Annotated in this window: 24 protein-coding genes and 2 pseudogenes; 21 read left to right on the top strand and 5 right to left on the bottom strand. The window is 39.4% G+C overall.

Annotated elements, in window-relative coordinates; translation table 11 throughout:
- Nucleotides 1–11: 11 nt before the first annotated feature.
- From acdA to pyrG, 4 genes are all read left to right on the top strand, one after another.
- On the top strand, nucleotides 12–1,151 hold the full coding sequence (acdA, locus tag CN326_RS16355; RefSeq protein ID WP_098310049.1) for an acyl-CoA dehydrogenase AcdA: 1,140 nt from the start codon (nucleotides 12–14) through the stop codon (nucleotides 1,149–1,151).
- Between the two features lie 69 nt (nucleotides 1,152–1,220).
- Nucleotides 1,221–1,850, top strand: a complete 630-nt coding sequence (locus CN326_RS16350) for a TetR/AcrR family transcriptional regulator (protein ID WP_098310048.1) — start codon at nucleotides 1,221–1,223, stop codon at nucleotides 1,848–1,850.
- 162 nt (nucleotides 1,851–2,012) lie between these two features.
- A complete protein-coding gene (gene rpoE / locus CN326_RS16345; protein ID WP_098310047.1) occupies nucleotides 2,013–2,549 on the top strand; it encodes a DNA-directed RNA polymerase subunit delta in 537 nt (178 codons plus the stop codon).
- A 256-nt stretch (nucleotides 2,550–2,805) separates the two neighbouring features.
- Nucleotides 2,806–4,413, top strand: coding sequence for a CTP synthase (gene pyrG / locus CN326_RS16340; protein ID WP_098310046.1), 1,608 nt, complete (start codon nucleotides 2,806–2,808; stop codon nucleotides 4,411–4,413).
- Nucleotides 4,414–4,450: 37 nt separating this feature from the next.
- Here the strand turns inward: pyrG and CN326_RS16335 are convergent, their stop codons facing one another.
- On the bottom strand, nucleotides 4,451–4,978 hold the full coding sequence (locus CN326_RS16335) for a DUF2529 domain-containing protein (RefSeq protein WP_098310045.1): 528 nt from the start codon (nucleotides 4,976–4,978) through the stop codon (nucleotides 4,451–4,453).
- 190 nt (nucleotides 4,979–5,168) lie between these two features.
- Here CN326_RS16335 and CN326_RS16330 point away from each other — a divergent pair, with 190 nt between their 5' ends.
- From CN326_RS16330 to CN326_RS16270, 13 genes are all read left to right on the top strand, one after another.
- A complete protein-coding gene (locus CN326_RS16330) occupies nucleotides 5,169–5,537 on the top strand; it encodes a response regulator (RefSeq protein ID WP_098310044.1) in 369 nt (122 codons plus the stop codon).
- A gap of 210 nt (nucleotides 5,538–5,747) precedes the next feature.
- Nucleotides 5,748–6,605, top strand: coding sequence for a class II fructose-bisphosphate aldolase (locus CN326_RS16325; RefSeq protein ID WP_098310043.1), 858 nt, complete (start codon nucleotides 5,748–5,750; stop codon nucleotides 6,603–6,605).
- Nucleotides 6,606–6,868: 263 nt separating this feature from the next.
- Nucleotides 6,869–8,158: a UDP-N-acetylglucosamine 1-carboxyvinyltransferase gene (locus CN326_RS16320; RefSeq protein ID WP_098310042.1), complete on the top strand. Its 1,290-nt coding sequence runs from the start codon at nucleotides 6,869–6,871 to the stop codon at nucleotides 8,156–8,158.
- 122 nt (nucleotides 8,159–8,280) lie between these two features.
- Nucleotides 8,281–9,246 carry a class II fructose-bisphosphatase gene (gene glpX / locus CN326_RS16315; RefSeq protein WP_098310041.1) on the top strand — a complete coding sequence of 322 codons (966 nt, stop codon included), beginning with the start codon at nucleotides 8,281–8,283 and terminating at the stop codon, nucleotides 9,244–9,246.
- A gap of 279 nt (nucleotides 9,247–9,525) precedes the next feature.
- On the top strand, nucleotides 9,526–10,797 hold the full coding sequence (rho, locus tag CN326_RS16310; RefSeq protein ID WP_098310040.1) for a transcription termination factor Rho: 1,272 nt from the start codon (nucleotides 9,526–9,528) through the stop codon (nucleotides 10,795–10,797).
- A gap of 140 nt (nucleotides 10,798–10,937) precedes the next feature.
- Nucleotides 10,938–11,183 (top strand): type B 50S ribosomal protein L31, encoded by a 246-nt coding sequence (locus tag CN326_RS16305; RefSeq protein WP_000643433.1) that lies wholly within the window; start codon nucleotides 10,938–10,940, stop codon nucleotides 11,181–11,183.
- A gap of 111 nt (nucleotides 11,184–11,294) precedes the next feature.
- Complete coding sequence (locus tag CN326_RS16300; protein WP_098310039.1) at nucleotides 11,295–11,879, top strand: thymidine kinase; 585 nt, start codon at nucleotides 11,295–11,297, stop codon at nucleotides 11,877–11,879.
- A gap of 142 nt (nucleotides 11,880–12,021) precedes the next feature.
- Nucleotides 12,022–13,089 (top strand): peptide chain release factor 1, encoded by a 1,068-nt coding sequence (gene prfA, locus CN326_RS16295; protein ID WP_141525065.1) that lies wholly within the window; start codon nucleotides 12,022–12,024, stop codon nucleotides 13,087–13,089.
- A complete protein-coding gene (gene prmC / locus CN326_RS16290; protein WP_098310037.1) occupies nucleotides 13,089–13,937 on the top strand; it encodes a peptide chain release factor N(5)-glutamine methyltransferase in 849 nt (282 codons plus the stop codon). Before prfA ends, prmC begins: the two co-directional genes overlap by 1 nt.
- 380 nt (nucleotides 13,938–14,317) lie before the next feature.
- Nucleotides 14,318–15,151, top strand: a complete 834-nt coding sequence (spoIIR, locus tag CN326_RS16285; RefSeq protein WP_098310036.1) for a stage II sporulation protein R — start codon at nucleotides 14,318–14,320, stop codon at nucleotides 15,149–15,151.
- 52 nt (nucleotides 15,152–15,203) lie between these two features.
- Nucleotides 15,204–15,662, top strand: coding sequence for a GNAT family N-acetyltransferase (locus tag CN326_RS16280; RefSeq protein ID WP_098310035.1), 459 nt, complete (start codon nucleotides 15,204–15,206; stop codon nucleotides 15,660–15,662).
- A 107-nt stretch (nucleotides 15,663–15,769) separates the two neighbouring features.
- Nucleotides 15,770–16,813, top strand: a complete 1,044-nt coding sequence (locus CN326_RS16275; protein WP_098310034.1) for an L-threonylcarbamoyladenylate synthase — start codon at nucleotides 15,770–15,772, stop codon at nucleotides 16,811–16,813.
- Between the two features lie 57 nt (nucleotides 16,814–16,870).
- Entirely contained in the window at nucleotides 16,871–17,431 is a 561-nt protein-coding gene (locus CN326_RS16270; RefSeq protein WP_098310033.1) for a manganese efflux pump MntP, read from the top strand.
- Nucleotides 17,432–17,613: 182 nt separating this feature from the next.
- Here the strand turns inward: CN326_RS16270 and CN326_RS16265 are convergent, their stop codons facing one another.
- The 4 genes and pseudogenes from CN326_RS16265 to CN326_RS16255 all read right to left on the bottom strand — a co-directional run bounded on the left by CN326_RS16265 (nucleotide 17,614) and on the right by CN326_RS16255 (nucleotide 23,448).
- Nucleotides 17,614–18,222: a flavin reductase family protein gene (locus CN326_RS16265; RefSeq protein ID WP_098310032.1), complete on the bottom strand. Its 609-nt coding sequence runs from the start codon at nucleotides 18,220–18,222 to the stop codon at nucleotides 17,614–17,616.
- Between the two features lie 316 nt (nucleotides 18,223–18,538).
- A pseudogene (locus CN326_RS25140) lies at nucleotides 18,539–19,264 on the bottom strand (N-acetylmuramoyl-L-alanine amidase); the annotation flags it as partial.
- Nucleotides 19,265–19,474: 210 nt separating this feature from the next.
- A pseudogene (locus CN326_RS16260) lies at nucleotides 19,475–22,363 on the bottom strand (PA14 domain-containing protein); the annotation flags it as partial.
- A 698-nt stretch (nucleotides 22,364–23,061) separates the two neighbouring features.
- The gene (locus CN326_RS16255) at nucleotides 23,062–23,448 is read right to left on the bottom strand and encodes a DoxX family protein (protein ID WP_098310030.1); all 387 of its coding nucleotides are present in this window, start codon (nucleotides 23,446–23,448) and stop codon (nucleotides 23,062–23,064) included.
- Nucleotides 23,449–23,818: 370 nt separating this feature from the next.
- On the opposite strand from CN326_RS16255, the gene CN326_RS16250 reads away from it, so the two are divergent.
- The 4 genes from CN326_RS16250 (at nucleotide 23,819) to CN326_RS16235 (ending at nucleotide 26,302) form a co-directional block, all read left to right on the top strand.
- Nucleotides 23,819–24,316, top strand: a complete 498-nt coding sequence (locus CN326_RS16250; protein WP_098310029.1) for a PTS sugar transporter subunit IIA — start codon at nucleotides 23,819–23,821, stop codon at nucleotides 24,314–24,316.
- Between the two features lie 250 nt (nucleotides 24,317–24,566).
- Complete coding sequence (locus CN326_RS16245) at nucleotides 24,567–25,007, top strand: low molecular weight protein arginine phosphatase (RefSeq protein ID WP_098310028.1); 441 nt, start codon at nucleotides 24,567–24,569, stop codon at nucleotides 25,005–25,007.
- A gap of 212 nt (nucleotides 25,008–25,219) precedes the next feature.
- Nucleotides 25,220–25,663: a ribose 5-phosphate isomerase B gene (gene rpiB / locus CN326_RS16240; RefSeq protein ID WP_098310027.1), complete on the top strand. Its 444-nt coding sequence runs from the start codon at nucleotides 25,220–25,222 to the stop codon at nucleotides 25,661–25,663.
- Between the two features lie 66 nt (nucleotides 25,664–25,729).
- Entirely contained in the window at nucleotides 25,730–26,302 is a 573-nt protein-coding gene (locus tag CN326_RS16235; RefSeq protein ID WP_098310026.1) for a TIGR01440 family protein, read from the top strand.
- Nucleotides 26,303–26,364: the final 62 nt, after the last annotated feature.

The following is a 26,364-nucleotide window of genomic DNA, read 5'->3' as shown; positions in this document are numbered from 1 at the left end:
GGGGAATAGAGATGCACTTTAAATTATCAGAAGAACATGAAATGATTCGGAAAATGGTTCGTGATTTTTCGAGAAATGAAGTGGCACCAACGGCAGCAGAGCGCGACGAGGAAGAACGCTTTGACCGCGCTTTATTTGATCAAATGGCGGAGCTTGGCTTAACTGGTATTCCGTGGCCTGAAGAGTACGGTGGAATTGGGAGCGATTACTTGGCTTATGTGATTGCGGTAGAAGAGCTGTCACGTGTTTGCGCATCTACAGCTGTAACATTATCGGCGCATACGTCGCTTGCAGGATGGCCAATTTTTAAATTTGGTACAGAGGAGCAAAAACAGAAATATTTACGTCCGATGGCAGAAGGAAAGAAAATTGGAGCTTACGGCTTAACAGAGCCGGGTTCAGGCTCTGATGCTGGTGGAATGAAAACAACAGCAAAGCGTGACGGCGATCATTATATTTTGAACGGTTCGAAAATTTTCATTACAAATGGCGGAATTGCGGATATTTATGTTGTGTTTGCACTGACAGATTCAGAGTCAAAGCAGCGCGGAACAAGTGCATTTATTGTGGAAAGCGATGCGCCTGGATTTTCTGTTGGAAAGAAAGAGAGCAAGCTTGGTATTCGTTCTTCACCGACGACGGAGATTATATTTGAAGATTGCCGCATTCCTGCCGAGAACTTACTTGGCGAGGAAGGCCAAGGATTTAAAATTGCGATGCAAACGTTAGACGGCGGCCGTAATGGTATTGCTGCGCAAGCGGTTGGCATCGCACAAGGTGCACTTGATGCTGCTGCCGATTATGCGAAGGAACGCCATCAATTTGGTAAACCAATTGCCGCGCAGCAGGGGATTGGCTTTAAACTAGCAGATATGGCGACGGGTGTAGAGGCGGCACGCTTGTTAACATATCAAGCGGCTTGGCTTGAGTCAGAAGGGCTGCCGTATGGCAAAGAATCGGCAATGTCGAAATTGTTTGCAGGAGACACGGCGATGAAAGTGACAACCGAAGCTGTACAAGTATTTGGGGGATATGGTTATACGAAAGATTATCCAGTTGAGCGTTTTATGCGTGATGCGAAGATTACGCAAATTTACGAAGGCACGCAAGAAATTCAGCGCCTTGTTATTTCACGTATGTTAACGAAGTAGAAGCTAGAAGAAGCGTAGGGAGCCTCCTACGCTTCTTCCTGCAAAATGACAGAGAAAGGGGTGAAGGATATGGTTAAGCACAATGTACAAGCATCTGTGAAAGATGAAAAACTTATTGCACTTCGGCGCGAGCAAATGATTAAAGGTGCTGTACAGCTCTTTAAGCAAAAAGGATTTCCGCGCACAACAACGAGAGAAATCGCGAAAGCAGCAGGCTTTAGCATTGGTACACTCTATGAATATATTCGAACGAAAGATGATGTGCTTTATTTAGTGTGCGATAGCATTTATGAACATGTAAAAGATCGTTTAGAGCAAGTGCTGTGCAGAGAAAAAGGCAGCATTGATAGTTTAAAAGCCGCGATTACAAATTATTTTAAAGTTATGGATGAGCTGCAAGAAGAGGTCCTTATTATGTATCAAGAAGTTCGTTTTTTACCAAAAGAGTCGCTGCCTTACGTATTAGAGAAAGAATTTCAAATGGTAGGGATGTTCGAAAATATTTTGCAGCAATGTGTTCAAAATAAGGTATTTACTTTAACAAAAAAAGAGGTTCAACTGCTTGCTCATAATATTTTTATTCAAGGACAAATGTGGGGATTTCGGCGCTGGGCACTGCAGAAACTTTATACATTGGAAGAATATACAGAGATGCAAATTCGTTATGTATTAAATGGTGCTCATATGATTCAAAACTAAAAAGGGCAATAACGTTGCAATATGTAGGGAAATCACTTTATGATTCCCTATTTTTTTTGTGGCATATTTGGTGGAGTTTTGTTTATAATGAATAGTATGGATTTTTTTTGAACAGGCCTTTATATTAATAGGATATATTTTAAGAAAGGAAGTGCCGCATAAGTGAATTTAAAGCAATATTCACCAGAAGAGCTAAAAGAATTGTCCATGATCGAAGCTGTACATAGCTTGTTAGAGGAAAAACAACAAGCAACATCTTTTCACGATCTAGTTCAAGAAATTGCTCAATTACTGGGACTAACTGAAGAGCAAGTTGCTGCGAGAATCGCACAATTTTATACAGATTTAAATATCGATGGGCGCTTTATCAATCTCGGAGAAAATCGTTGGGGACTACGCGGATGGTATCCATATGAGCAAATTGATGAAGAAATCTTACCTCAACCGAAACCTAAGAAGAAACGTAAGGTAGAAGAGGACGAGCTAGATGACTACAACGATGATGAAGAGGACGACTTCGAAGAAGAGGCAGATGAAGACTTTGACGAAGTTGAAGATGAAGACGAAGATGTAGAAGATCTTGATAAAATTCTGGATGAAGATGATGAAGATCTTGATGATCTAGAGGACGACGATGATTTTGCCGATGAAGATGAGTTGGAATACGACGAATCAGGCGAAGAAGAGGAAGAACAGTAGTCCTTGACTTTTTATTATCGTCCATGTAGAATCATTTTTGGGCTCTTTAAAAAAGACGATAATAACTTTTACGTGTAAATATAAAAGAAAATTGCTCCCTATTTATTACTTTTAGTGATAAAGGGAGCAATTTTCTTTTTTGTTTTTTGTTTAGAAAAACAAAAGAGTCTAACAATAAGATAAGATAAGTGTTATCTACATACGTTGCGATTTGCAGCGATGATTATATAACAGCAAACTAGAAGGGAGTACTTTCATGACTAAGTATATTTTTGTCACAGGCGGTGTAGTATCTTCTTTAGGAAAAGGTATTACAGCAGCATCTTTAGGAAGACTTTTAAAAAATAGAGGACTAAACGTAACAACCCAAAAGTTTGATCCATACATTAACGTAGACCCAGGGACAATGAGCCCATACCAACACGGTGAGGTTTTCGTAACAGATGATGGTGCAGAAACAGACTTAGACCTTGGTCACTATGAGCGTTTCATCGATATTAACTTAAATAAATACAGCAGCGTAACAACAGGTAAAATTTACTCTTCTGTTCTTCAAAAAGAGCGTCGCGGTGAATATTTAGGGGGAACAGTTCAAGTTATTCCTCACATTACGAACGAAATTAAAGAACGCGTATTCCGTGCGGGTCGTGAAACAAATGCAGACGTTATCATTACAGAAATCGGCGGAACTGTTGGTGACATTGAGTCTCTACCATTCTTAGAAGCAATTCGCCAAATTAAGAGCGATATTGGCCGTGACAATGTAATGTACATTCACTGTACGTTAATTCCGTACTTAAAAGCAGCGGGTGAAATGAAAACAAAACCAACGCAGCACAGCGTTAAAGAACTTCGCAGCTTAGGTATTCAGCCAAATATTATCGTTGTTCGTACAGAACTTCCTGTTTCTCAAGATATGAAAGATAAGCTTGCATTATTCTGCGATATCGATCCAAAAGCAGTAATTGAAGCGCGCGATGCAGATACATTATATACAGTTCCATTATCTCTTCAAGAGCAAAATATGGACCAAATCGTTTGCGATCACTTAAAACTAGACAATCCAGCTGCAGACATGACAGAGTGGAATGCATTAGTAGAAAAAGTACGCAACCTGTCTAAGAAAACAAGAATCGCTCTTGTTGGTAAATATGTAGAGCTTCAAGATGCATACATTTCTGTTGTAGAAGCACTTCGTCATGCAGGTTACAAATTTGATACAGATGTAGAAGTGAAATGGGTAAATGCTGAGCACGTAACAGCAGAAAACGTGAAAGAATTAGTTGGCGATACAGATGGTATCCTTGTACCAGGTGGTTTCGGTGACCGCGGTGTTGAAGGTAAAATCGCTGCAATTCAGTATGCACGTGAAAACAAAGTTCCATTCTTAGGAATTTGCTTAGGTATGCAGCTTGCATCAATCGAATTTGCACGTAACGTATTAGGATTAGAAGGAGCTAACTCTTCTGAAATCAATCCTGACACGCCTTACGCAATTATCGATTTATTACCAGAACAAAAAGATGTAGAAGATTTAGGCGGTACACTTCGTCTTGGTCTATACCCATGTAAGCTTACTCCAGAAACAAATGCTTACAATGCGTATACCGAGCCAGTTGTTTATGAACGTCACCGTCATCGCTATGAGTTCAATAATCAATTCCGTCAAGACATGGAAAACGCTGGATTCATCTTCTCTGGTACAAGCCCAGACGGCCGTTTAGTAGAAATTATCGAATTAAAAGAGCATCCTTGGTTCGTGGCATCACAGTTCCACCCAGAATTTGTATCTCGTCCAAATCGTCCGCAACCATTGTTCCGTGACTTCGTAGAAGCTTCTATTATTAATAAAGAAGGTAAGTAATAAGAAAAAGGCGTCCTATATAGGGCGCCTTTTTACGTCACTCATATTCATTCATAATGTCATCGATTGTAAATTTTAATCCATGATATGCAAATAAAGCCGTTATTAAACTTGGAAAGCCATAGCGAGAGCCATCGTCATCTGGAATCAATGCCTTTACAAGCTTTGTATCAATATGTGCATCGGTGAATTGTTCTAGCGATAATTCGCCTTCTTGTTTTGCAGAAATACCAACAATAAAATGACCGTTTTCTTGCAGCTGCTTTGCTAATGAAATGATATCTTCATCCGTGGAAAAGCGGCTGATAAGTAGTATACGGTCAGCGACGGTCACGCTTGCTTGTTTACCGTCTTCAAATAGCCGTTTTGCACTTTGCATAGGCTCGGATCCATACAAAGCTTCACAAATTACACCTTCCATCTCTTTCGTACCGTGCAAATAAATGTGGCCATCTCCAACTAATGCTTGTGCAAGTAAACGAGCGCCATCTTCTATATTCATCTCTTCTTTCTGAGCAATTCTTGTGAAATAACCACCCAGCTGAGTGGAAAAAATTTTAAACATGAGGATTCTCCTTTCTAACGTGTTAGACGGCTTTCATTATAGCTCATTTTTTCATAAAGGTGCTAGCGCTAGTAAATAGTAGGCGGTAAAATAAGAAAGAATAGGAAGGAATTTGATAAAAAGTAGCGAAAATAATCGAAAGAGATATGAGAAATATAAATTTTGTATTTATATAGAAAGGTTGGATAACATGGAAGGGAAAATCCTAATCGTTGATGATCAATACGGCATTCGTGTTTTATTACACGAGGTGTTTCAAAAGGAAGGGTATCAAACATTCCAAGCAGCAAACGGTTTTCAAGCCCTTGATATTGTGAAAAAAGACTGTCCTGATTTAGTTATTTTAGATATGAAAATTCCAGGTATGGATGGAATTGAAATTTTAAAACATGTGAAAGAAATTAATCGAGAAATTAAAGTGATTTTAATGACGGCGTATGGTGAATTAGATATGATTCAAGAAGCGAAAGACCTTGGTGCATTAATGCACTTTGCAAAGCCGTTCGATATTGATGAAATTCGCAGTGCTGTGCGAAAAGAAATTACAGTACAAGCATAATCGTGAATTTTTTATTAAAAAATATAGAAAAAAGCGTTTTCATGGGCTGATGAGCAGGTGAATGCAGTTGAGTTTTTGAGTACAAGTTGGTATCCTATTGAGTGTAGAAAAAAGTCCGGTATGTGATTATACATATTTTTCCTTTTCGTGGTCATACTACCATCGATAAGAACTTATCGGATACAAAAAACGTTTTTAGGAGGATTCACCATGCCTTTAGTTTCCATGAAAGAAATGCTAAACAAAGCGCTAGAAGGAAAATACGCAGTTGGTCAATTCAACATGAACAACTTAGAGTGGACACAAGCTATCTTAGCTGCTGCGGAAGAAGAAAAATCTCCTGTAATTTTAGGTGTATCTGAGGGCGCAGCTCGTCATATGACTGGTTTCAAAACAGTTGTAGCTATGGTTAAAGCTTTAATCGAAGAAATGAACATCACTGTTCCTGTAGCGATTCACCTTGACCATGGTTCAAGCTTCGAAAAATGTAAAGAAGCAATTGATGCAGGTTTCACATCTGTAATGATCGACGCTTCTCACCACCCATTTGAAGAAAATATCGAAACTACTAAAAAAGTAGTAGAATATGCACACGCTCGTAACGTATCTGTAGAAGCTGAGCTTGGTACAGTTGGCGGACAAGAAGATGACGTAGTAGCTGAAGGTGTTATCTACGCTAATCCAGAGGAATGTAAAGAACTAGTAGCTGCAACAGGTATCGACTGCCTAGCTCCAGCATTAGGTTCTGTACATGGTCCTTACAAAGGTGAGCCTAACTTAGGATTCAAAGAAATGGAAGAAGTTCGTGACTTAACTGGTGTACCTTTAGTACTTCATGGTGGTACTGGTATCCCAACAGCTGACATTAAAAAATCTATCTCTTTAGGTACTTCTAAAATCAACGTAAACACTGAAAACCAAATCGAGTTTACAAAAGCGGTTCGTGAAGTATTAAATAAAGACCAAGAAGTTTATGATCCTCGTAAATTTATCGGACCTGGTCGTGAAGCAATTAAAGCGACTGTAATCGGTAAAATTCGTGAATTTGGTTCTAACGGTCAAGCATAATTCTAAAAATATTTTTAGAAACCGTCTAGCCTTTTAGACGGTTTCGTTTCGTTGTATAATGAAAGCGTGACCATTTTATGGGATAGACAATTTTCTACTTGTTAAGGCGTTTGAAAGGAAATATTTTTATAATTGTGTAAAAATAGAGGAAACAAATAGCATGGATATACTCATACGTGTAAAAACGTATCCGAAGTTGTGAAATCACCCGTTGTAGTGGGGAGGCTGGAACGGTAGATGAATTCACGAGAAGGGGGCTCAAAATGGACAAGTTGCTGATTGAAGGCGGTGTGCCTTTGCAAGGTTCGATTCGTGTAAGTGGTGCAAAAAATAGTGCTGTTGCGCTTATTCCCGCGACCATTTTAGCAGAAACACCAGTTACAATTGGTGGTGTACCTAATATTTCTGATGTAAAAATACTTGGTGACTTATTAGAAGAAATTGGTGGTTCTGTTACGTATCATCAAGACGAAGAAATGACAATTGATCCTTCTAAAATGGTAGCCATGCCTCTTCCAAATGGAAAGGTAAAAAAACTGCGTGCTTCTTATTATTTAATGGGAGCGATGCTCGGTCGTTTCAAAAAAGCAGTAATTGGGCTTCCTGGTGGATGTCATCTAGGACCAAGGCCAATTGATCAGCATATTAAGGGGTTTGAAGCGCTTGGAGCATATGTAACAAATGAGCAAGGTGCAATCTATTTACGTGCAGACGAACTGCGGGGAGCACGTATTTATTTAGATGTTGTCAGCGTAGGTGCGACAATTAATATCATGCTTGCTGCAGTGCGTGCAAAAGGTAGAACAGTAATTGAAAATGCAGCGAAAGAACCAGAAATTATTGATGTAGCGACGCTTCTTACAAGCATGGGTGCTCGTATTAAAGGAGCAGGAACAGATGTGATTCGTATTGATGGTGTTGAATCGCTTCATGGTTGTTACCATTCTATTATTCCTGATCGCATTGAAGCTGGAACATATATGATTTTGGGCGCAGCTTCTGGTGGTGAAGTTACAGTTGATAATGTGATTCCGCAGCATTTAGAATCCATAACGGCTAAGCTTCGAGAAATGGGTGTAAAAGTAGATACACACGATGATCAAATTGTGGTGAATGGGAATCGCCAACTAAAAATGGTAGATGTAAAAACACTCGTATATCCAGGATTTCCGACTGATTTACAGCAACCATTTACAGCGTTATTAACGAAAGCGAATGGAACGGCAGTTGTAACGGATACCATTTACGGAGCGCGTTTTAAACATATAGATGAGTTAAGAAGAATGAATGCGCAAATTAAAGTGGAAGGTCGTTCTGCTATCGTAACAGGCCCTGCTTCGCTGCAAGGAGCCAAAGTAAAAGCGAGTGACTTACGCGCCGGGGCTGCTCTTGTAATCGCAGGTTTAATGGCAGAAGGAATCACAGAAGTTACAGGATTAGAGCATATTGATCGTGGATATGAAAATTTAGAAGATAAGCTTCGAGGTCTTGGAGCAAAAATCTGGCGTGAAAAAATGACAAGTCAAGAGATTGAACAGATGAAAAATGCATAAAGATCTTTACATGGGTAAAGTGATATATGTGTATAAAGTGTAAGTAAAAACGGCATAAGGTAAAAATTTTATTGGAAGTTTAGTATGAGATAAATATTACGGCTTAAAGGAGAGGGATTATTGTGGAAAGAAGTTTATCTATGGAATTAGTACGTGTAACAGAGGCTGCAGCGTTATCATCTGCGCGTTGGATGGGACGCGGTAAGAAAGATGAAGCAGATGGTGCAGCAACGTCAGCAATGCGCGACGTATTTGATACAGTACCAATGAAAGGAACAGTGGTAATTGGCGAAGGGGAAATGGATGAGGCGCCGATGCTATATATTGGTGAAAAATTAGGAACTGGATATGGTCCGCGTGTTGATGTAGCGGTTGATCCGTTAGAAGGAACAAATATTGTTGCAGCAGGAGGATGGAATGCGTTAGCTGTTATTGCGGTAGCAGACCATGGAAATTTACTGCATGCACCTGATATGTATATGGAAAAAATTGCAGTTGGCCCAGAAGCGGTTGGTGCTGTCGATATTAATGCACCGGTTATTGATAATTTACGCGCTGTTGCAAAAGCAAAAAACAAAGATATTGAAGATGTTGTAGCAACGATTTTAAACAGACCACGTCACCAAGCAATTATTGAGGAAATCCGTAAAGCGGGAGCTCGCATTAAATTAATTAACGATGGTGATGTAGCTGGTGCAATCAACACAGCATTTGATCGCACAGGCGTTGATATTTTATTCGGATCTGGCGGTGCACCTGAAGGGGTACTAGCAGCCGTTGCATTAAAATGTTTAGGCGGAGAAATTCAAGGAAAGCTTCTTCCGCAAAATGATGCAGAATTACAGCGCTGCAAAAAGATGGGTATCGATGATATTAACCGCATTCTTCGTATGGAAGATTTAGTAAGAGGTGACGATGCAATCTTTGCGGCAACAGGTGTTACGGACGGAGAATTACTGCGCGGTGTCCAATTTAAAGGAAGTACTGGTACAACACACTCCCTTGTTATGCGTGCGAAATCTGGGACAGTTCGCTTTGTTGACGGGCGTCATAGCTTAAGCAAGAAACCAAACTTAGTTATAAAGTAAAACTTCCATTAGTGGGGAGGCTTTATCCTCCGCTGATGGAAAGCTCCCATCAATCGTGATAAAATAAAAAGCGTGCAAAAGATGGGTAGAGCGAAGACAAATTTTCTTGTCTTCGCTTCTTGTATTTGTCTCGCAACGTATTGATTAAAACGAGGTAAAAGGGTTACAATAGTGAATATTACCCTACTTGTACTTATTGCCTTTCATTATTACGTATTTGCCTTCCGTAATTTCCCTTACCCATCTGAAAAGAGAATAATATCAAAGTGTGGTGTCTGAATGAATTTAACAATTTCAGCTTTAGAGAACATGAAATTAAAAGAGTTATATGAGCTTGCGAAAGAATTTAAGATTTCCTATTACAGCAAATTAACAAAGAAAGAGTTAATTTTTGCGATTTTAAAAGCACGAGCAGAAAAAGAAGGTTTCTTTTTCATGGAAGGTGTACTTGAAATTATTCAATCAGAAGGATTTGGATTCTTACGTCCAATCAACTATTCTCCGAGTTCTGAAGATATTTATATTTCAGCTTCGCAAATTCGTCGTTTTGATTTGCGTAATGGAGACAAGGTTTCTGGTAAAGTGCGACCTCCGAAGGAGAATGAACGTTATTTTGGATTGTTGCAAGTTGAAGCAGTCAATGGAGATGATCCAGAATCAGCAAAGGAACGTGTGCATTTCCCTGCGTTAACACCGTTATATCCAAATCGTCAAATGAAATTGGAGACGGAAACGAAGAAACTATCAACACGCATCATGGATTTAATTGCACCAGTTGGGTTTGGTCAACGTGGTCTAATTGTTGCGCCTCCAAAGGCTGGTAAAACGATGCTGTTAAAAGAGATTGCTCACAGTGTTACAACGAATCATCCAGAAGCAGAACTGATTGTACTTTTAATTGATGAACGTCCAGAGGAAGTAACAGATATTGAACGTTCTGTAAAAGGTGATGTTGTAAGTTCTACTTTTGATGAAGTTCCGGAAAATCACATTAAAGTGGCTGAGCTTGTGCTAGAGCGTGCAATGCGCCTTGTTGAGCATAAAAAAGACGTTATCATTTTAATGGATAGTATTACCCGTTTAGCGCGCGCCTACAACCTTGTAATTCCACCAAGTGGACGTACGTTATCAGGTGGTATTGACCCAGCGGCATTCCATCGACCAAAGCGCTTTTTCGGAGCAGCTCGTAATATTGAAGAGGGCGGTAGCTTAACAATTTTAGCAACAGCTCTTGTTGACACAGGGTCTCGTATGGATGATGTCATTTATGAAGAGTTCAAAGGAACAGGAAACATGGAGCTTCATTTAGATCGTTCTTTAGCAGAACGTCGTATTTTCCCAGCTATTGATATTCGTCGTTCTGGTACACGCAAAGAAGATCTATTAATTCCAAAAGAGCATTTAGACAAGTTATGGGGTATTCGCAAAACGATGAGAGATACACCAGACTTCATAGAAAGCTTCTTACGCAAGTTACGTCAAACGAAGACAAATGAAGAATTCTTAAAAAATATCCCTGAAGATTCAAAGAGATATGTCGCGATGAAGTAATGCTAAAAACAGGTAGTTGCAAAATGCAGATAGCCTTGTTATAATTTCATCATGTGCGTTTCATCATTATAGTTGTGATTGCAGCTAACGATGAAAAACTCTGTTTCGAAAATGATTCAGGGCGGAAGGAGATGAAAAGAATGAAAGCAGGAATCCATCCAGATTACAAAAAAGTTGTATTTATGGATACTAACACAGGCTTTAAATTCTTAAGCGGATCTACAAAAGGTTCTAACGAAACTGTCGAGTGGGAAGATGGTAACACTTATCCATTATTAAAAGTCGAGATCAGTTCTGATTCTCACCCATTCTACACAGGACGTCAGAAGTTTGCTACTGCAGACGGACGTGTTGATCGCTTCAACAAGAAATACGGCCTTAAGTAATAACAAACATAAAGCAGGCAAGTGTATATATCCGCTTGTCTGTTTTTTTTGCGAAAATATAAACCTTTACCTACTTACAGTAAGAATAAGTAGACGAAAGGAGGAGCTCTTATGTACGTAATAAATCAAGACGGTTGGATTGAAGTGGTTTGCGGAAGCATGTTTTCGGGGAAATCAGAAGAGCTCATCCGCCGTGTACGCCGGACACAATTCGCAAAGCAAAATGCAATTGTATTTAAACCGTGTATTGATAATCGTTATAGTGAAGAAGATGTTGTGTCTCATAATGGATTGAAAGTAAGAGCAGTTCCTGTTGCGGCTTCAAAAGAGATGTTTGAGCATGTAACAGAAGATATAGATGTTATAGCAATTGATGAAGTGCAATTTTTTGATGGGGACATTGTGGAAGTGGTGCAAGAATTGGCAAACCGCGGCTATCGTGTGATTGTTGCTGGTTTAGACCAAGATTTCCGTGGTCTACCATTTGGACAAGTTCCTCAGCTTATGGCGATTGCGGAGCATGTGACGAAGCTGCAAGCAGTATGTGCTAAATGCGGATCTCCTGCAAGTCGTACGCAACGTTTAATTGATGGGGAACCAGCGTCTTTTGATGATCCTATTATTTTAGTTGCTGCATCAGAATCATATGAACCACGTTGTCGTCATTGTCATGTTGTGCCAATTAAACAGAGATAAAAACTCGCTACATAAGGCGGGTTTTTTTAGAAAATGCGTAGGGGCTGAATGAGCCGTTTGCGTTTTTAAATATAATTTGCGTTTTTTTTGTTATGTACCATATACTATTTGTATTAGAGACTAGGATGTTGAGGTGAATAGTGTGTTAGATCGTTTGCAAGCTGTAGAAGACCGTTATGAGAAGTTAAATGAGCTTTTAAGTGATCCAGAGATTATAAGTGATTCAAACAAACTTCGTGAGTATTCAAAAGAACAATCTGATATACAAGAGACGGTAGAGGTGTACCGTGAGTATAAAGATGCTCGTGAACAATTAAGAGATGCAAAGGCGATGTTAGAAGAGAAGTTAGATGCTGACATGCGTGAAATGGTAAAAGAAGAAGTGTCTGAGCTAGAGGGACAAGAGAAGGAATTATCAGAGCGTCTGAAAATTTTACTTGTTCCAAAGGACCCGAATGATGATAAGAACGTTATCGTAGAGGTTCGTGGTGCTGCTGGTGGTGATGAAGCGGCATTATTTGCTGGTGATTTATACCGTATGTATAGCCGTTATGCTGAGGTGCAAGGTTGGAAAACTGAAATTATCGAAGCGAGCTATACAGAACTAGGTGGATATAAAGAGATTATCTTTATGATCAACGGTAAAGGCGCTTTTGCAAAGTTGAAATTTGAAAATGGTGCGCACCGTGTGCAACGTGTTCCGGAAACAGAATCTGGAGGACGTATCCATACTTCTACAGCAACTGTAGCTGTATTACCGGAAGCAGAAGAAGTAGAAATCGATATTCATGAAAAAGATGTTCGTGTGGATACGTTTGCTTCTAGTGGTCCTGGTGGACAAAGTGTTAATACAACGATGTCAGCGGTACGTTTAACGCATTTACCGACTGGTGTAGTTGTTTCTTGTCAGGATGAAAAGTCACAAATTAAGAATAAAGAAAAAGCAATGAAAGTATTACGTGCACGTGTTTATGATAAGTTTAGACAAGAAGCGCAAGCTGAGTACGATCAAAACCGTAAACAAGCTGTTGGTACGGGAGACCGTTCTGAGCGTATTCGTACGTACAACTTCCCGCAAAACCGTGTTACAGACCATCGAATCGGTTTAACGATTCAGAAGCTGGATCAAATCTTACAAGGTAAGTTAGATGATTTCATCAATGCCTTAGTGATGGAAGATCAGGCGCAAAAGATGGAGGCAGCTGAGTAATGCGTGTCTATGAAGCCCTGAAATGGGCTTCTTCTTTTTTACAAGAAAATGGGCGAGATGAAAATGCGGGAGAAATTGTCCTTTGTCATGTATTAAAGACGAATCGAACAGGTTTAATGATGAACATGCGTGAAGAATTAACGGAAGAACAAGAGCAAACTTTTACAAACTTTATCCACAAGCATGTAGAAGGTATACCTGTTCAGTACTTAATTGGATATGAAATGTTTTATGGACGTCCATTTTTCGTAAATGAAGAAGTACTAATACCAAGGCCAGAAACAGAGGAGCTTGTGCTAGGTGTGCTAACACGTATTCGCCGTAAATTTGGGGATAAGCACGTGCATGTGGCGGACATTGGTACTGGCAGCGGGGCAATTTCGATTACACTTTCTTTAGAAAATTCCCATTTACATGTATACACAGTCGATATTGCTCCGGAATCGATTGAAGTGGCGCAGAAAAATGCAGCAGAATTACAGGCAAATGTAACGTTCTACCACGGTGATTTATTGTCGCCGTTTCAGGAAACGAAGCAGAAGCTAGATGTTGTTGTGTCGAATCCTCCTTATATTCCAGAAGAAGATTGGAGAGGGCTTTCTTCTGTTGTGAAGGAGCATGAGCCAAAGCGTGCGCTTGTTGGCGGTGAAGATGGGCTCAATTTCTATAGACGTTTTATGGAAGAGCTGCCAAAGGTTCTGCAAGAAGAAGCGATTGTTGCTTTTGAGGTAGGTGTGGGGCAAGGAGAAGATGTGCGTGCCCTGCTGCAAGAAACATTCCCGCACGCACATGTCGAGATTGTCTTTGATATTAATGGGAAAGATCGTATGGTCTTTGCGGAAATGTAATTTTAACAGGGGGCTGACCTGAAAATGGACTTTTGTCAGCCCCCTTTAGTGCATCTAGCATGTTGAATATCGTCGAAGGGTCTTTATCCCGCATTAACGGGCAGTAAAGGCTGGAGAAAAGCGGGGAAGAAAACTGCCCGTAAAAGCCCGATTGGTTCAACTAATCATTAGTGAGAAAAGCGTCACTGATGGAAGTTTCACTTTATATCGTGCCGAAGCGCCGATATATCGAAAAAAACGGTCGATATATCAGTGGACATGACCTTAAAAAGAAAAGCGTTTGTATGAATCACCTAAAAAACGAATAGATTCTGAATTTAGTAGTTTAGAAAGAAAAAAACTTGTCTACACTGTTTTACTGAAGGGGCGGTGGAGATAGGATGAAAAAACAAGCGATTGCTTATCTGCTTTTATTATTAATCGGTGCACAAATGGTTGCGCACTTTGGATATATGAAAGTTGATGCAAAGGAACCTGTCGTAATTCCCAAAGAAGCAATTCGATTACGTATTTTGGCTAATAGTGATTCAAAGGAAGATCAAGAGTTAAAACGTAAAGTGCGCGATGAAGTGAAAGCACAAATCGATGGCTGGGTGGCAGATTTAAAATCGTTTGAAGACGCACGTCGTATCATCCGAAGCCGTATTCCGGAACTTGAACAAACAGTGGCGAACACGTTGAAACGAGAAGGCAGTAAGGAAACTTTTACAGTTCAGTTTAATAAGCATATTAAATTTCCAACGAAATTGTATGGGAACTTTATTTATCCAGCTGGAGAGTATGAAGCGGTACTTGTGACAATTGGTAAAGGTGAAGGTGCAAATTGGTGGTGCGTGTTATTTCCTCCAATGTGTTTCTTAGATTTCTCTAGTGGTACAGCTGTGGAGAAAGAAGAGCATGTTGTAAAGGCGGAAACAATTGACGAGGACGATATAGAAGAAAATTATTTGCAAAAGGAAGTTGCAAGAGAAGAAGTAAAACAATCTCTTAAAGCTAAGAAAGAGACAAACATCGCACCTAAACAAAAGGTAAAGGCAAAGGCTATGCGAGAAAACAGGGCTGAGAAAGAATTACAGGAACAAGAAGAAGTAAAGCAAGATGAACCGAGTGCTGTCAAAAAAGAAGAGCACGTGAAGGTAGTAGAAGAAACGGAAGAAAAGCCAAAGGTAAAATTGTTTATCGTTGAAGCATTTGCATCTTTATTTTCAAAATAAGTTCTAAAAGATAATCCCTCCTCATATATAAAAATATGGGGAGGGATTATGTATGAAGCAAATACGTTTTGCTACAAAAACAGATGTAGAAAGATTGCAGGCCTTTTTTGGACAAGCTCATATGAAGGAAGAACGACTAGATCAATTATATGGGAACTTTATGATATTAGAAGAAGAGGGAAAAATTCAAGCGGCCGTTGGATTTGAGCAAGCTGGAACTGATGCGCTTCTTCGCTCTTGTTTATTCACACCTGCTGTGGATAAAGTTACATTCTTACATTTTTTTGAAACGTTTTTGCAGTATATTAAAGAGAAAAGTATTGAGCAATTATATTTACTCACAAAGAGTCCACAGTCGGTTACAATATTTCAGTTTTTTCAGTTTGAAATTGTAGAAAAAGATGATGTGTCAGAAGAAATTCAGGCATTAGAACATTTTTGTAAAAATATAAAGCAACCGAATGTAATTATACTAAATTGTCAGCTATTCACAAAGTTATCCACCGATTAAATTGATTTATCCACATTTTGTGGATAAATCTTATTTGTCTTTTGGATAAATCTCATAGTAAACTACAAATAACAAGTATTTCATGGTAGAAAAGGACGTGGGAAGAAATGAATACAAAAATGTGGGTTGTGGATAATATTGTGGAAATAAAAAAAGATTATCCACAGTTGCAAGAAGCAGCACATTTATTACGAGAAAATGAAGCAGTAGCGTTCCCAACTGAAACAGTATACGGACTCGGTGCGAATGCATTAAACGACGAAGCTGTTGCGAAAATTTTTGAAGCAAAAGGAAGACCAAGCGATAATCCACTTATTGTACATATTGGTACGGAAGAACAATTAGATGGCATTGTGGCTCATATTCCGCCGATTGCGAATGTATTAATGAAACACTTCTGGCCAGGACCACTAACACTTATTTTCCCGAAAAAAGAAGGGATCTCTGAAAAGGTAACAGCTGGATTACATACAGTGGCAGTTCGAATGCCAGATCATCCGGTAGCATTGGCGCTTATTGAAGCGGCAAATGTACCAGTAGCAGCTCCAAGTGCGAATCGTTCTGGTCGTCCTAGCCCAACGCTCGCTTCTCATGTATATGAAGATTTAAACGGAAAAATTGCCGGTATTGTTGATGGCGGGGCAACTGGTGTTGGTGTTGAATCTACTGTAGTAGATTGTACGAGTGAAATACCGACGATATTGCGCCCAGGCGGTATTACGAAAGAGCAGTTAGAAGAAGTAATTGGACCTGTTTTGTTAGATCCGGCGCTAAAGGATGAAACGGAAAAACCAAAATCACCAGGAATGAAATATACACATTATGCACCGAAAGCACCGCTTAGCATTGTTGAAGGTTCGCGTGCATTTATTCAACAACTTGTGGATAAAAAAGAGCAAGAGGGTTATAAAGTAGGTGTATTAACAACGGAGGAATATCAGCATGTGTATAAAGCAGAAGTTGTTCTTTCTTGTGGAAAGCGCAGTGATTTAGCGACAGTTGCGACAAAGCTTTATGACGTATTGCGTACATTTGATGCAAGCGGTGTTGATATCATTTTTAGTGAGTCATTCCCAAGCGATGGAATTGGTAGTGCAATCATGAATCGTTTAACGAAAGCTGCAGGTCATCAAATCATCTTCGAAAAATAAATTCTATCTCTCCTCGGACGTGCATATTGTGAAGTAGCAAGTCCGAGGAGGGACATTATGAAGATTGAACATATTATAAGCGAATTGTTGCCGCTGTTTATTATGGCATTTGCACTAGGGCTTGATGCATTTTCTGTCAGCCTCGGTATGGGGATGATTACGCTTAAGCAGCGCCAAATCTTTTATATCGGTATTATAATTGGTATATTTCATATAATCATGCCTTTCATCGGCATAATGCTCGGCCGCTTTTTATCAGAGCAATTTGGTTCTATTACTACAATTGTAGGTAGTATTCTATTAATGGGATTAGGGTTTCACATTGTGTATAGCTCAATGTCTCATGATGATGAGTATAGGAGCGTCCCTGCCGGCGGAAGTTTACTGTTGTTTGCTTTTAGTGTGAGTATGGATAGTTTTTCTGTCGGTTTAAGCCTTGGTATTTACGGAGCACGTACATTTGTAACTATTCTTATATTCGGCGTTGTGAGTATGATGCTCACTTGGATCGGATTGTTAATTGGCCGCAGAGTACAAAGTATTCTTGGAACGTATGGGGAAGTGCTTGGCGGGATTATACTTGTTGGATTTGGGATTAAATTATTATTTTCGGTATGAAGTGAAACAAATAATGTAAGAAAGCCCAGCCATTTATTGTGGCTGGGCTTTCATTTTTAGTTCTATCCAGATCCAGCGGCTAGAACAGTCGGTGGCTTCGCGTCTTCCGCCGAGGCAAAGAGCGCCTCTATGTCAGAAGCTCCATCCTCCTCCTGTTCTGAGCGAGCCGCTTCCGCTTTTAGTTATGGCCTTACAAGTTCAAATTGTTCCCCAAGTTTTGCGTAATTATGTCCAGCCAGTCGGCTTATTGGTTTTAACCCTTCAGCATGAATGCGTCCATTTTCATATAAGTGCTCAGCGATATGGAAACGCACAATGCGTCCAATTAAGAGATCGCATGCAGGGGAATCTTCTGTTCCGCCTAGCTGAATAGCGCGCTCTAGTATACATTCCATACGGATACTCGCTTCTTTTACCCCCGGTACAGAAATGACATCGCTGTCAATTGGTGTTAGTTTTGCAAGTTCAATCTCACTTTCATTAGGAGGAAGGTTAGCTGCTGTTTCATTGATAGCCTCCGCGTACGATTCGTCAGAAATATGAACGACAAATTCTTCTTTTTCCATCGCGTTTCTTGCTGTATCTTTTGGTTCTCCACCTTTTCGCTGCACAGAAATTGAGATAAGAGGCGGATTAGCAGCAACGATATTAAAGTAGCTAAATGGTGCTCCGTTTAGTACTCCATCATTTGTAACGGTTGTGACGAAGGCAACTGGGCGCGGAATAATGCTTCCTGTTAGTAATTTGTAATTGTCTTTTTCAGTTTGTTCATTTGGATTAATAGACAGCATGTATGTAATCTCCCTTCGAATATCTGTAACACTTCTTTGTTTGTTTACAAGATAGAGGGGGAAAACTCCTGCTGAAAAAATATTTTTTTGCCGATTTTTGTAAAGGGTATGAAACAGTTCCTCACAAGGAATATGGAAACGATTCAAGGGCAGTAAGACCCCAACTTCAAGGTTCAGAGAGAGGGGAAGAAGATAGGAGGGGAAATTCACTAAGGGGGTATATATTTAAAAAAACAAAAAGATGACATATGTCATCTTTTTGTTTTTTACGTTCTAAGTTTTTCATTGTTGCATCGAACAAATACAATCTGCTTCATTATAGACGATAGGATGAAACGTTGATGCCTTTCCACTCATAGTAATCTAAAATACCAGAGTAAATTGCTTCTGCAGCACGTTGTCTCCAATATTCAGATCCTAATTTTTCATTTTCTTGCGGATTGTCAATGAAAGCGAGCTCTGTAAGAATGGCAGGCATTGTATTTTCACGAACAACATAAAAATCGCCATCTTTTACACCGCGGTCTGTCGTTTCCATAGCATTTACAAGACGACCTTGTACTTTTTCAGCTAATACACGGCTTTCCTCTGTATTAGGGTTTCCTGCAGTTCTTGATTGCCAGTAGTACGTTTCTGTTCCGTGTGCAGTACCATCGAAGCCATTTGCGTGAATGCTGACAAAAATATCTCCGTTATTTTGTTGTGCAAATTCTACGCGTTTTTGTAGTGATTCGCTAGCGGTATTACCAGGCCGTGAATCTGTTTCACGAGTTAACAGCACTTTAAACGGTGATTTTTGATTAAATAGATCACGAACACGTAAGGAAACATCCAATACAACTGCGTCCTCTGTTATGCCGTCGTTGATACCAGCATGACCATCATCGACACCACCATGGCCCGGATCAATGATGATTGCTTTTCCGTTTAATGGATCTACTTGTAGATCGGTTGCTTGAACCCATCCTGTTTGATCGCCAATGCGAACTTCAATCCAGTTATTTGGATCTTTACGCAGTACATCGACGGTTGTTCCTTGCTGCAGTGTCCCTTTTTTATTATTGCCATATGGATACGGTTCTGTACGGAACTCGTCTGTTGTTTTTGTAATTTGTCCTTTTGTGTTTGCTGCGTAGTTCGTAAATGGAATATCTTTTGGCAATTGATGTGAATCCATAACAGGTTCATTATTTTTAGGTAAAATATTCACGCCGTCATATTCAGAACGATTATATGGATGTATTTCTTCCATAAGGTTTGCAATCTTAGTTGCCCACGCAGTATCTGTTGAATAGTTAGCGTTAATATCTTTTACTGTGACCCCTTTATAGCGCCAATCTCCAGGTTCTAAATAATACGCTCTTACGTAAGAGGCATTATAATTAATACTGTCATTAAACGTATTGAAGTAGCTGGCTAAACCAAACGGGTCAGAATCTTCAGCGCGAAGTCCAAATAGATTATGTTTTCGATAGGCAATTAATGATTTGCCGTACCCCGACTCTAAAATAGCATGAGATGCTAAGAATAGAGCGTTCACACCATATTTGTTTTGTGCGTCAATAAACGCCTGTCCATATCCGATAAGCGGGCTTGTCCCGTTTGTTCTTCGGCTCATATAATTATCAATTTCTTGGGCAGTTACTTTTGAAGGTTTGCGCAAATCTAGCGTTTCATAAGGCTGGCCAATATAGTAATCTAGTGAAAGATTCGCTAAGCCGCTTCCTTCAAAATACTCCACGCGCAGCTTATGATTTCCTTTTGTTAAAGAAATTTTTCCTGTACGTGTACCGTTGTTACTTGCTTCCCAAGAGTTAATAACGGGCTGATCATCTACATAGACGCGAACGCCATCGTCTGCTTTCGCCGAGAATGTATAATCGCCACCTTCAAAGTATTCCGTTTTTGTAAAGCGAGCAGAGAAGTTATCATTTGAAATAAATGGGCTTGGAGAACCATTTTGCCAATTGAAATCAATCTTCTCAATTTTTTGTAAGGCGTTATTGCCACCAAGAATAATAGGATCGCCTTGAAGATTCGTATTGTTATAGATCTCACCGAGCCAAGTAGACGAATTTTGTACAGTACTGTAAGGTTCAATGCTAAATTCTACGCGACTTTGGCCTGTTTGTTCTAAATATTGTACTTCAACTAAATGCGTATCTGGTTGATTAGCTTTACCAAATGCCCAGGCAGCAGTTCCATCAGAAATATGAATTTTCTTCGCGTATTCTGTAAATCCTGATGGTCCCCAACGATCAAGGACAAGTTTCCCATCAATAAAGACACGAATCCCATCATCAGCGCGCCCGCGAATGACGTAATCTCCAGCAGATAAACGTTTTACCGTTGTGTAACGAGCGGAGAAGTTGTCAGCCGGAACTTTAGAAGTTGGAGCGCCGATACCATTATTTTCAGCGAGTTGCTTCGTATCCCCTTGTGGTGCTAGCACTTTTGCATCGACAGGATAGCCAGCTAAATTAGTATTTGGATAATAATAAGCTAGCCAAGAATCGAATGGTACAATATCAGAAAAGATAGCTGCTTGACCGCTATTTTCATAGAAGTCAGTTCGAATTTTATGATCCCCTTGCGGCACATTTGTCACGATAGTACGATCGATTTGTCCAGGAACATCATACCAACGGTCAATTACTTGTTTCCCGTCAAAAGAAACTTTGACGCGATCATCAGCTAACGTATGTATAAAGTAATCACCGGCAGCCAGCTGCCTAGATTGATCAAAAGTCGCTGTGAAATCATCTTCTGTTTGATCGGGTGTAGGACTTCCATATCCCCAATTATAATGAACATCTCCGCCTGTTTGAGAAAAAGGTCCAGGAGATTTTTTATAATCGAATTGAAGATTGGCTTTTCCGCTTTGTTCCATATATTCAACAGTAATTTTATGTTCTCCAGCTGACAATGGTACTTTTACTTTGCGAGTTTCACCGTTACTAGCATTCCAAGAATCGATTACAACTTTGTTATCAACGTAAACACGCACACCATCGTCTGCTTTCGCCGTGAATAAATATTCACCTTGTTCAAACTTATCTACCTTAGTAAAGCGGGCAGAAAAATTATCGTTTGAGATAGCTTTATGCGGTGAGTTGTCTTCCCAATTAAAGTTGATTGTGTTTAACTTTTCTGAAGAATTCGCTCCGCCGATAACAACAGCGTCACCTTTTAACTCTTTGTTATTATAGAATTCGCCGAGCCAACTAGTTGATTTTGTTGCTTCGCTGTAAGGTTCAATTTGAAAATCTACTTGGCTGTTTCCGCCTTCTTCTAAGTATTGCACTTCAACTAGATGGGTATCTGTTTGATTGGTTTTACCAAATGCCCATGCTGCAGTTCCATCATTAATATGGATTTTTCGAGCATCTTCCTGTAACCAACCGGATCCCCAGCGGTCAAGAACAAGTTGTCCATCAATAAAGACACGAATACCATCGTCTACTTTTCCGCGAATGATATAATCTCCAGCAGGTAATCGCTTTACTGTCGTATAGCGAGCAGAGAAATTATCTGCGGGCACTTTTGGTGTTGGTGAACCAATTCCATTGTTTTGGAACAGCTTCTTTTCTGTTCCTGTTGGAGGAATCACTTTTGCGTCTACTGGATAACCTTCTAAATTTTTGTTCGGATAATAGTAGGCTAACCAGTGATCAAATGGAACAATGTCAGAGAAAACCGCTGCTTGACCAGTATTTTCATAGAAATTTGTTTGTAACTTATAAGTTCCCGCTTTTACATTTGTTATAAGTGCACGATCAATTTGTCCACCAGCATCATACCAACGATCAATTACCGGTGTCCCGTTAAAGGAAACTTTGATACGATCATCAGCTAACGTATGTACGAAGTAGTCTCCAGCTGATAATTGTTTTGATTGATTAAAGATGCCGGTAAAATGGTCCGCTGAAATGTCGGATCTTGGACTTTGATATCCCCAGTTGTAATGTACATCTCCATCATTTTGGGTAAATGTATCATTGCTCGCAGCATGTGCAATAAATGGGGTTAGAAAAAAACCAACTGCTATGATTGGAGCATACCATTTTTTATTCACTTTTTTTTTCTTATCTCCCTTCTCTAAAATAAACTCGAACTTTATCAATCTACCATAATCTTGCATGGAAAGGTATACAAATAATAGTTTTGTAATATTAGGCTTAAAGCTTCAGCATTTATCATAACTTGATCCAAGCATATGCAGTCTGTTCTGGGGAACATGGGAAATTTTTGAAAGAAAATAATTGTAAAGCTTCTTTAATAAATGTTTGTGCAGGATAAAATTTTTAGCGATGATGTTGTTTTCTTATAAAAAACTGAACGACCTTTGAATAATGAATTTTTGTATTATCAGTAGCTATGGGAATAAATTTATTTTCGAATTGGTTTCATACATACTGAAGGAATGCTAAAAAAGCTTCTTTATATATTATGAAGAAGCTTTTTCGTGGTGTGCTCAGCGTGTATATATTCTCTAGGGTTCAAGTTCCGCGTCGTGAAGGCATTACGACTAGCTTAAGACAAGGGTGTCTGTTGCAACGAACCCCAAAAACTAAACGGAGGAGTAAAGCTATTAGGTAAAAATATTGTTAATACTAATTGAAGGAAAAAAATCCCTCACAATTGTGAGGGACTGAATTGGTAAAGTGAAACTTCCATCAGTGGGGGGGTTCTTCATCCCCCACTGATGGTTAGTTGAACCAATCGGGCTTTTACGGGCAGTTATCCCCCACCTAGCTCCTTCGATTCTCTCTCAATCTTGAGGTGGGGGTCTTACTGCCCGTTAATGCGGGGTAAATATCTCGAATTCAAGATAATAAGTTAAATTAAAGTGTAAGCGCCAGGTCCAATAAGAGCAACGCCAACTGCAACTGCGATTAAGATAAGGTTATATTCAAAACCGTTTTGTGTAACCCAGTAACCATTTTTACCATGAACTGTGAAGATAGCCATTAACATTGTACCGACAATAAATAGAGCACCTACCCAAGTGAAAATACCAGCAGCAAATAAGAAACCACCTAGTAATTCAGTTGCCCCAGCCATAAACGCCATAAATACTCCTGGTCGTAAGCCGATTGATTCCATCCAGCCGCCAGTACCTTTTAAACCATAGCCGCCAAACCAGCCGAATAGTTTTTGAGCACCATGTCCCATGAATGTAACCCCAATAATAAGACGAATAATAAGAAGACCAATGTTTATCATTTTATAATACCTCCTAAAAAGTTATTTACTTATCTTATGTAAGTAATAATAAAGTAGTTACTTATTTTAGTCAAGTAACTTTAATAAAAAATAACAAGAAATTTTACAAATGGTGAACAAAAACTAATTATGTTGTTAAGACTTCTAGACAACTGAAGAAAAAAAGGCTTAAATAGAAATGAGGAAGTTCACTTCTTTCCATTTGAATTCAGACTGTCTGAATTGACTGGAATTTTGCAAGGCGATACAATAAGGGTCTAATTGACAACTCTCTTTTTTATATCGAAAACGTTTTATGCTAGTAAAGCGAAGAGTTGTAATTATTGAGCTCAAGTGTATTGTAAGTAAGGAATATAAGGAGGATTATCCTATGTTTAAGAAATTATTTGGTCTTGGTTCTAAAACAAATGCAGAAACAATCGTAGCTCCATTAACTGGAGAAGTGAAAAATATTGAAGAAGTGCCAGATCCAGTATTCGCTGGCCGTATGATGGGAAATGGTGTTGCAATCGATCCAACTGAAGGTGTAGTAGTGTCTCCAGTAGACGGTGAAATCGTGCAATTATTCCACACAAAACATGCTGTAGGTATTAAATCGAAAAACGGTGCAGAGATTTTAATCCACGTTGGATTGGAAACTGTAACAATGGCAGGCGAAGGTTTCGAAGCACATGTAGCTGAAGGACAAACTGTTAAAGTTGGCGATAAATTAATCTCTTTCGACTTAGAATTAATTCGTGAAAAAGCAAAAAGCACAATTACACCAATCGTTATTACGAACACAGATGCAACAGCATCTATTGAAACAACTATAGGCGTAACAGCTGCAAAAGGTTCAACAGGAGTAATGAAAGTAACAATGAAATAATCGTTTTGATTGATAAGGAATCCATTTCATATTTGAAGTGGATTCCTTTTTTGTGGATGAAAGAATAACAGTAGATTTTTTCCTGCCTTGTATTACTATATTGTGGTCACTTAGAAATAGAGTTTCACATGTGTAATGAGAGCGCATTTCTTCTAGAAGAAATGCGCTTTTTTATATATACATTTCTTTTTTTCATTATCATTGTGCGTTATGATGAAAATAGATATTCATCATAAGGAGTTGGTGTTTGGTGAAGCGAGTATTATTCGTTTGTACAGGCAATACATGCCGCAGTCCGATGGCAGAAGCGTTATTACGGCATCATGGAGAAAAGCATTTTGAAGTGCAATCTGCGGGCGTATTTGCCGCAGTGGGCAGTGATGCATCTGCGCATGCTAAAAGTGCGTTAGAAGAAAAAGGAATTTCAATTGCACATGCTTCTCAGCAAGTGACGGAAGAGTTGCTAGAGTGGTCTGAAGTTGTATTAACAATGACAACGGGACATAAGCAGCTTTTACTGGCCCATCATCCAGAAGTAAACGGAAAAGTGCATACATTATATGAATTTGTAGAAGGTACAAATAAGGACATTTCTGATCCTTTTGGCGGCTCGCTTGCTATTTATAAAGCAACGCTGGAAGAAATGGAACAACTTGTACAAACTTTGCTGAAAAACCATTCAGAAAGTTAATGTTTCGTGTATAATACGATATTGGAGATTATATCGATTTAACGGGTAATATATCTCATATCTCAAAGGTTTGAGATGGGGTCAACTGTTCAGTTCATTGTTAGTGGGGGAGAAGAGAAACCCGCTGGCATGTGCCCGATTGGTTCAACTAACTATTCGGAGAAAAAGCATCTCCGAACGGAAGTTTCACTTTATATTTGGAGGGGTTTGGAATGAAAGTAGTAGTAGCATCTGATCATGGCGGATTGAACATTCGCAAAGAAATCGTAAATTTATTAGAAGAGTTAAATATTGAATATATTGATTTAGGTTGTGAGTGCGAAGCGGGTTCTGTAGATTACCCTGATTTTGCATTCCCGGCGGCAGAAATGGTTGCAAGTGGTGAGGTAGACCGCGGTATTTTAATTTGCGGAACAGGCATTGGTATGTCAATTGCAGCAAACAAAGTATATGGCATTCGCTGCGCATTAGTACATGATACATTTAGTGCAAAAGCAACGAGAGAACATAACGATACGAACATGTTAGCAATGGGTGAGCGTGTAATCGGAGCTGGATTAGCACGTGACATCGCGAAAATTTGGTTAACAACGGAGTATGAAGGCGGTCGTCACGAGAATCGTGTAGGGAAAATTAAAACATACGAAGCGAAGTAATCGTATTCTAACTTCTAGTAAGAGTTAATATAATTTGTTGAACCTACCTGCGAAAGGAAGAGCGTAATGAATGAAATATTACAATTGAAAGAGCAGTTGCAAACAGCGCTTTCTGAGTTTCAAGAGCAAGCTTCGCTGCGAAATGGGAACATTTTTGTTGTGGGCTGCAGTACGAGTGAAGTACTAGGTGAAAGAATTGGAACATCGGGAACGATGGAAGTAGCGGAAGCGATTTTTTCTGCGTTAAAACAATTTCAAGAGCAGTGTGGTATTGCGTTAGCGTTTCAATGCTGTGAACATTTAAACCGTGCTTTAGTCATAGAAAGAGAAATCGCAGAGAAGCACCAGTTCGAAATTGTAAATGTTACGCCTGTCAGATCAGCAGGTGGGGCTCTTGGAACATATGCATATCATAATATGAAAGATCCTGTTATCGTAGAGTTCGTAAAAGCAGATGCGGGTATTGATATTGGAGATACGTTCATTGGTATGCATTTAAAACATGTAGCTGTGCCTGTACGCACACGTGTAAAAGAAATTGGGCATGCGCATGTAACGATGGCAAAGACGCGTCCGAAGTTAATTGGCGGGGCGCGTGCAGTATATGCCGTAAAAGAGGAAACGTTTACTTGTAGTTAAGTCATAAATTTACATTGAACTACCCCACCTAAAATCCTAACAGATTTTTGAGGAAGGGGATT

The organism is Bacillus sp. AFS018417 (assembly GCF_002560985.1).
GTDB classification, from domain to species: domain Bacteria; phylum Bacillota; class Bacilli; order Bacillales; family Bacillaceae_G; genus Bacillus_A; species Bacillus_A rhizoplanae.
Note: the sequence above shows the minus strand (reverse complement) of the source record. Positions and strands in the feature narration are given on the sequence as shown.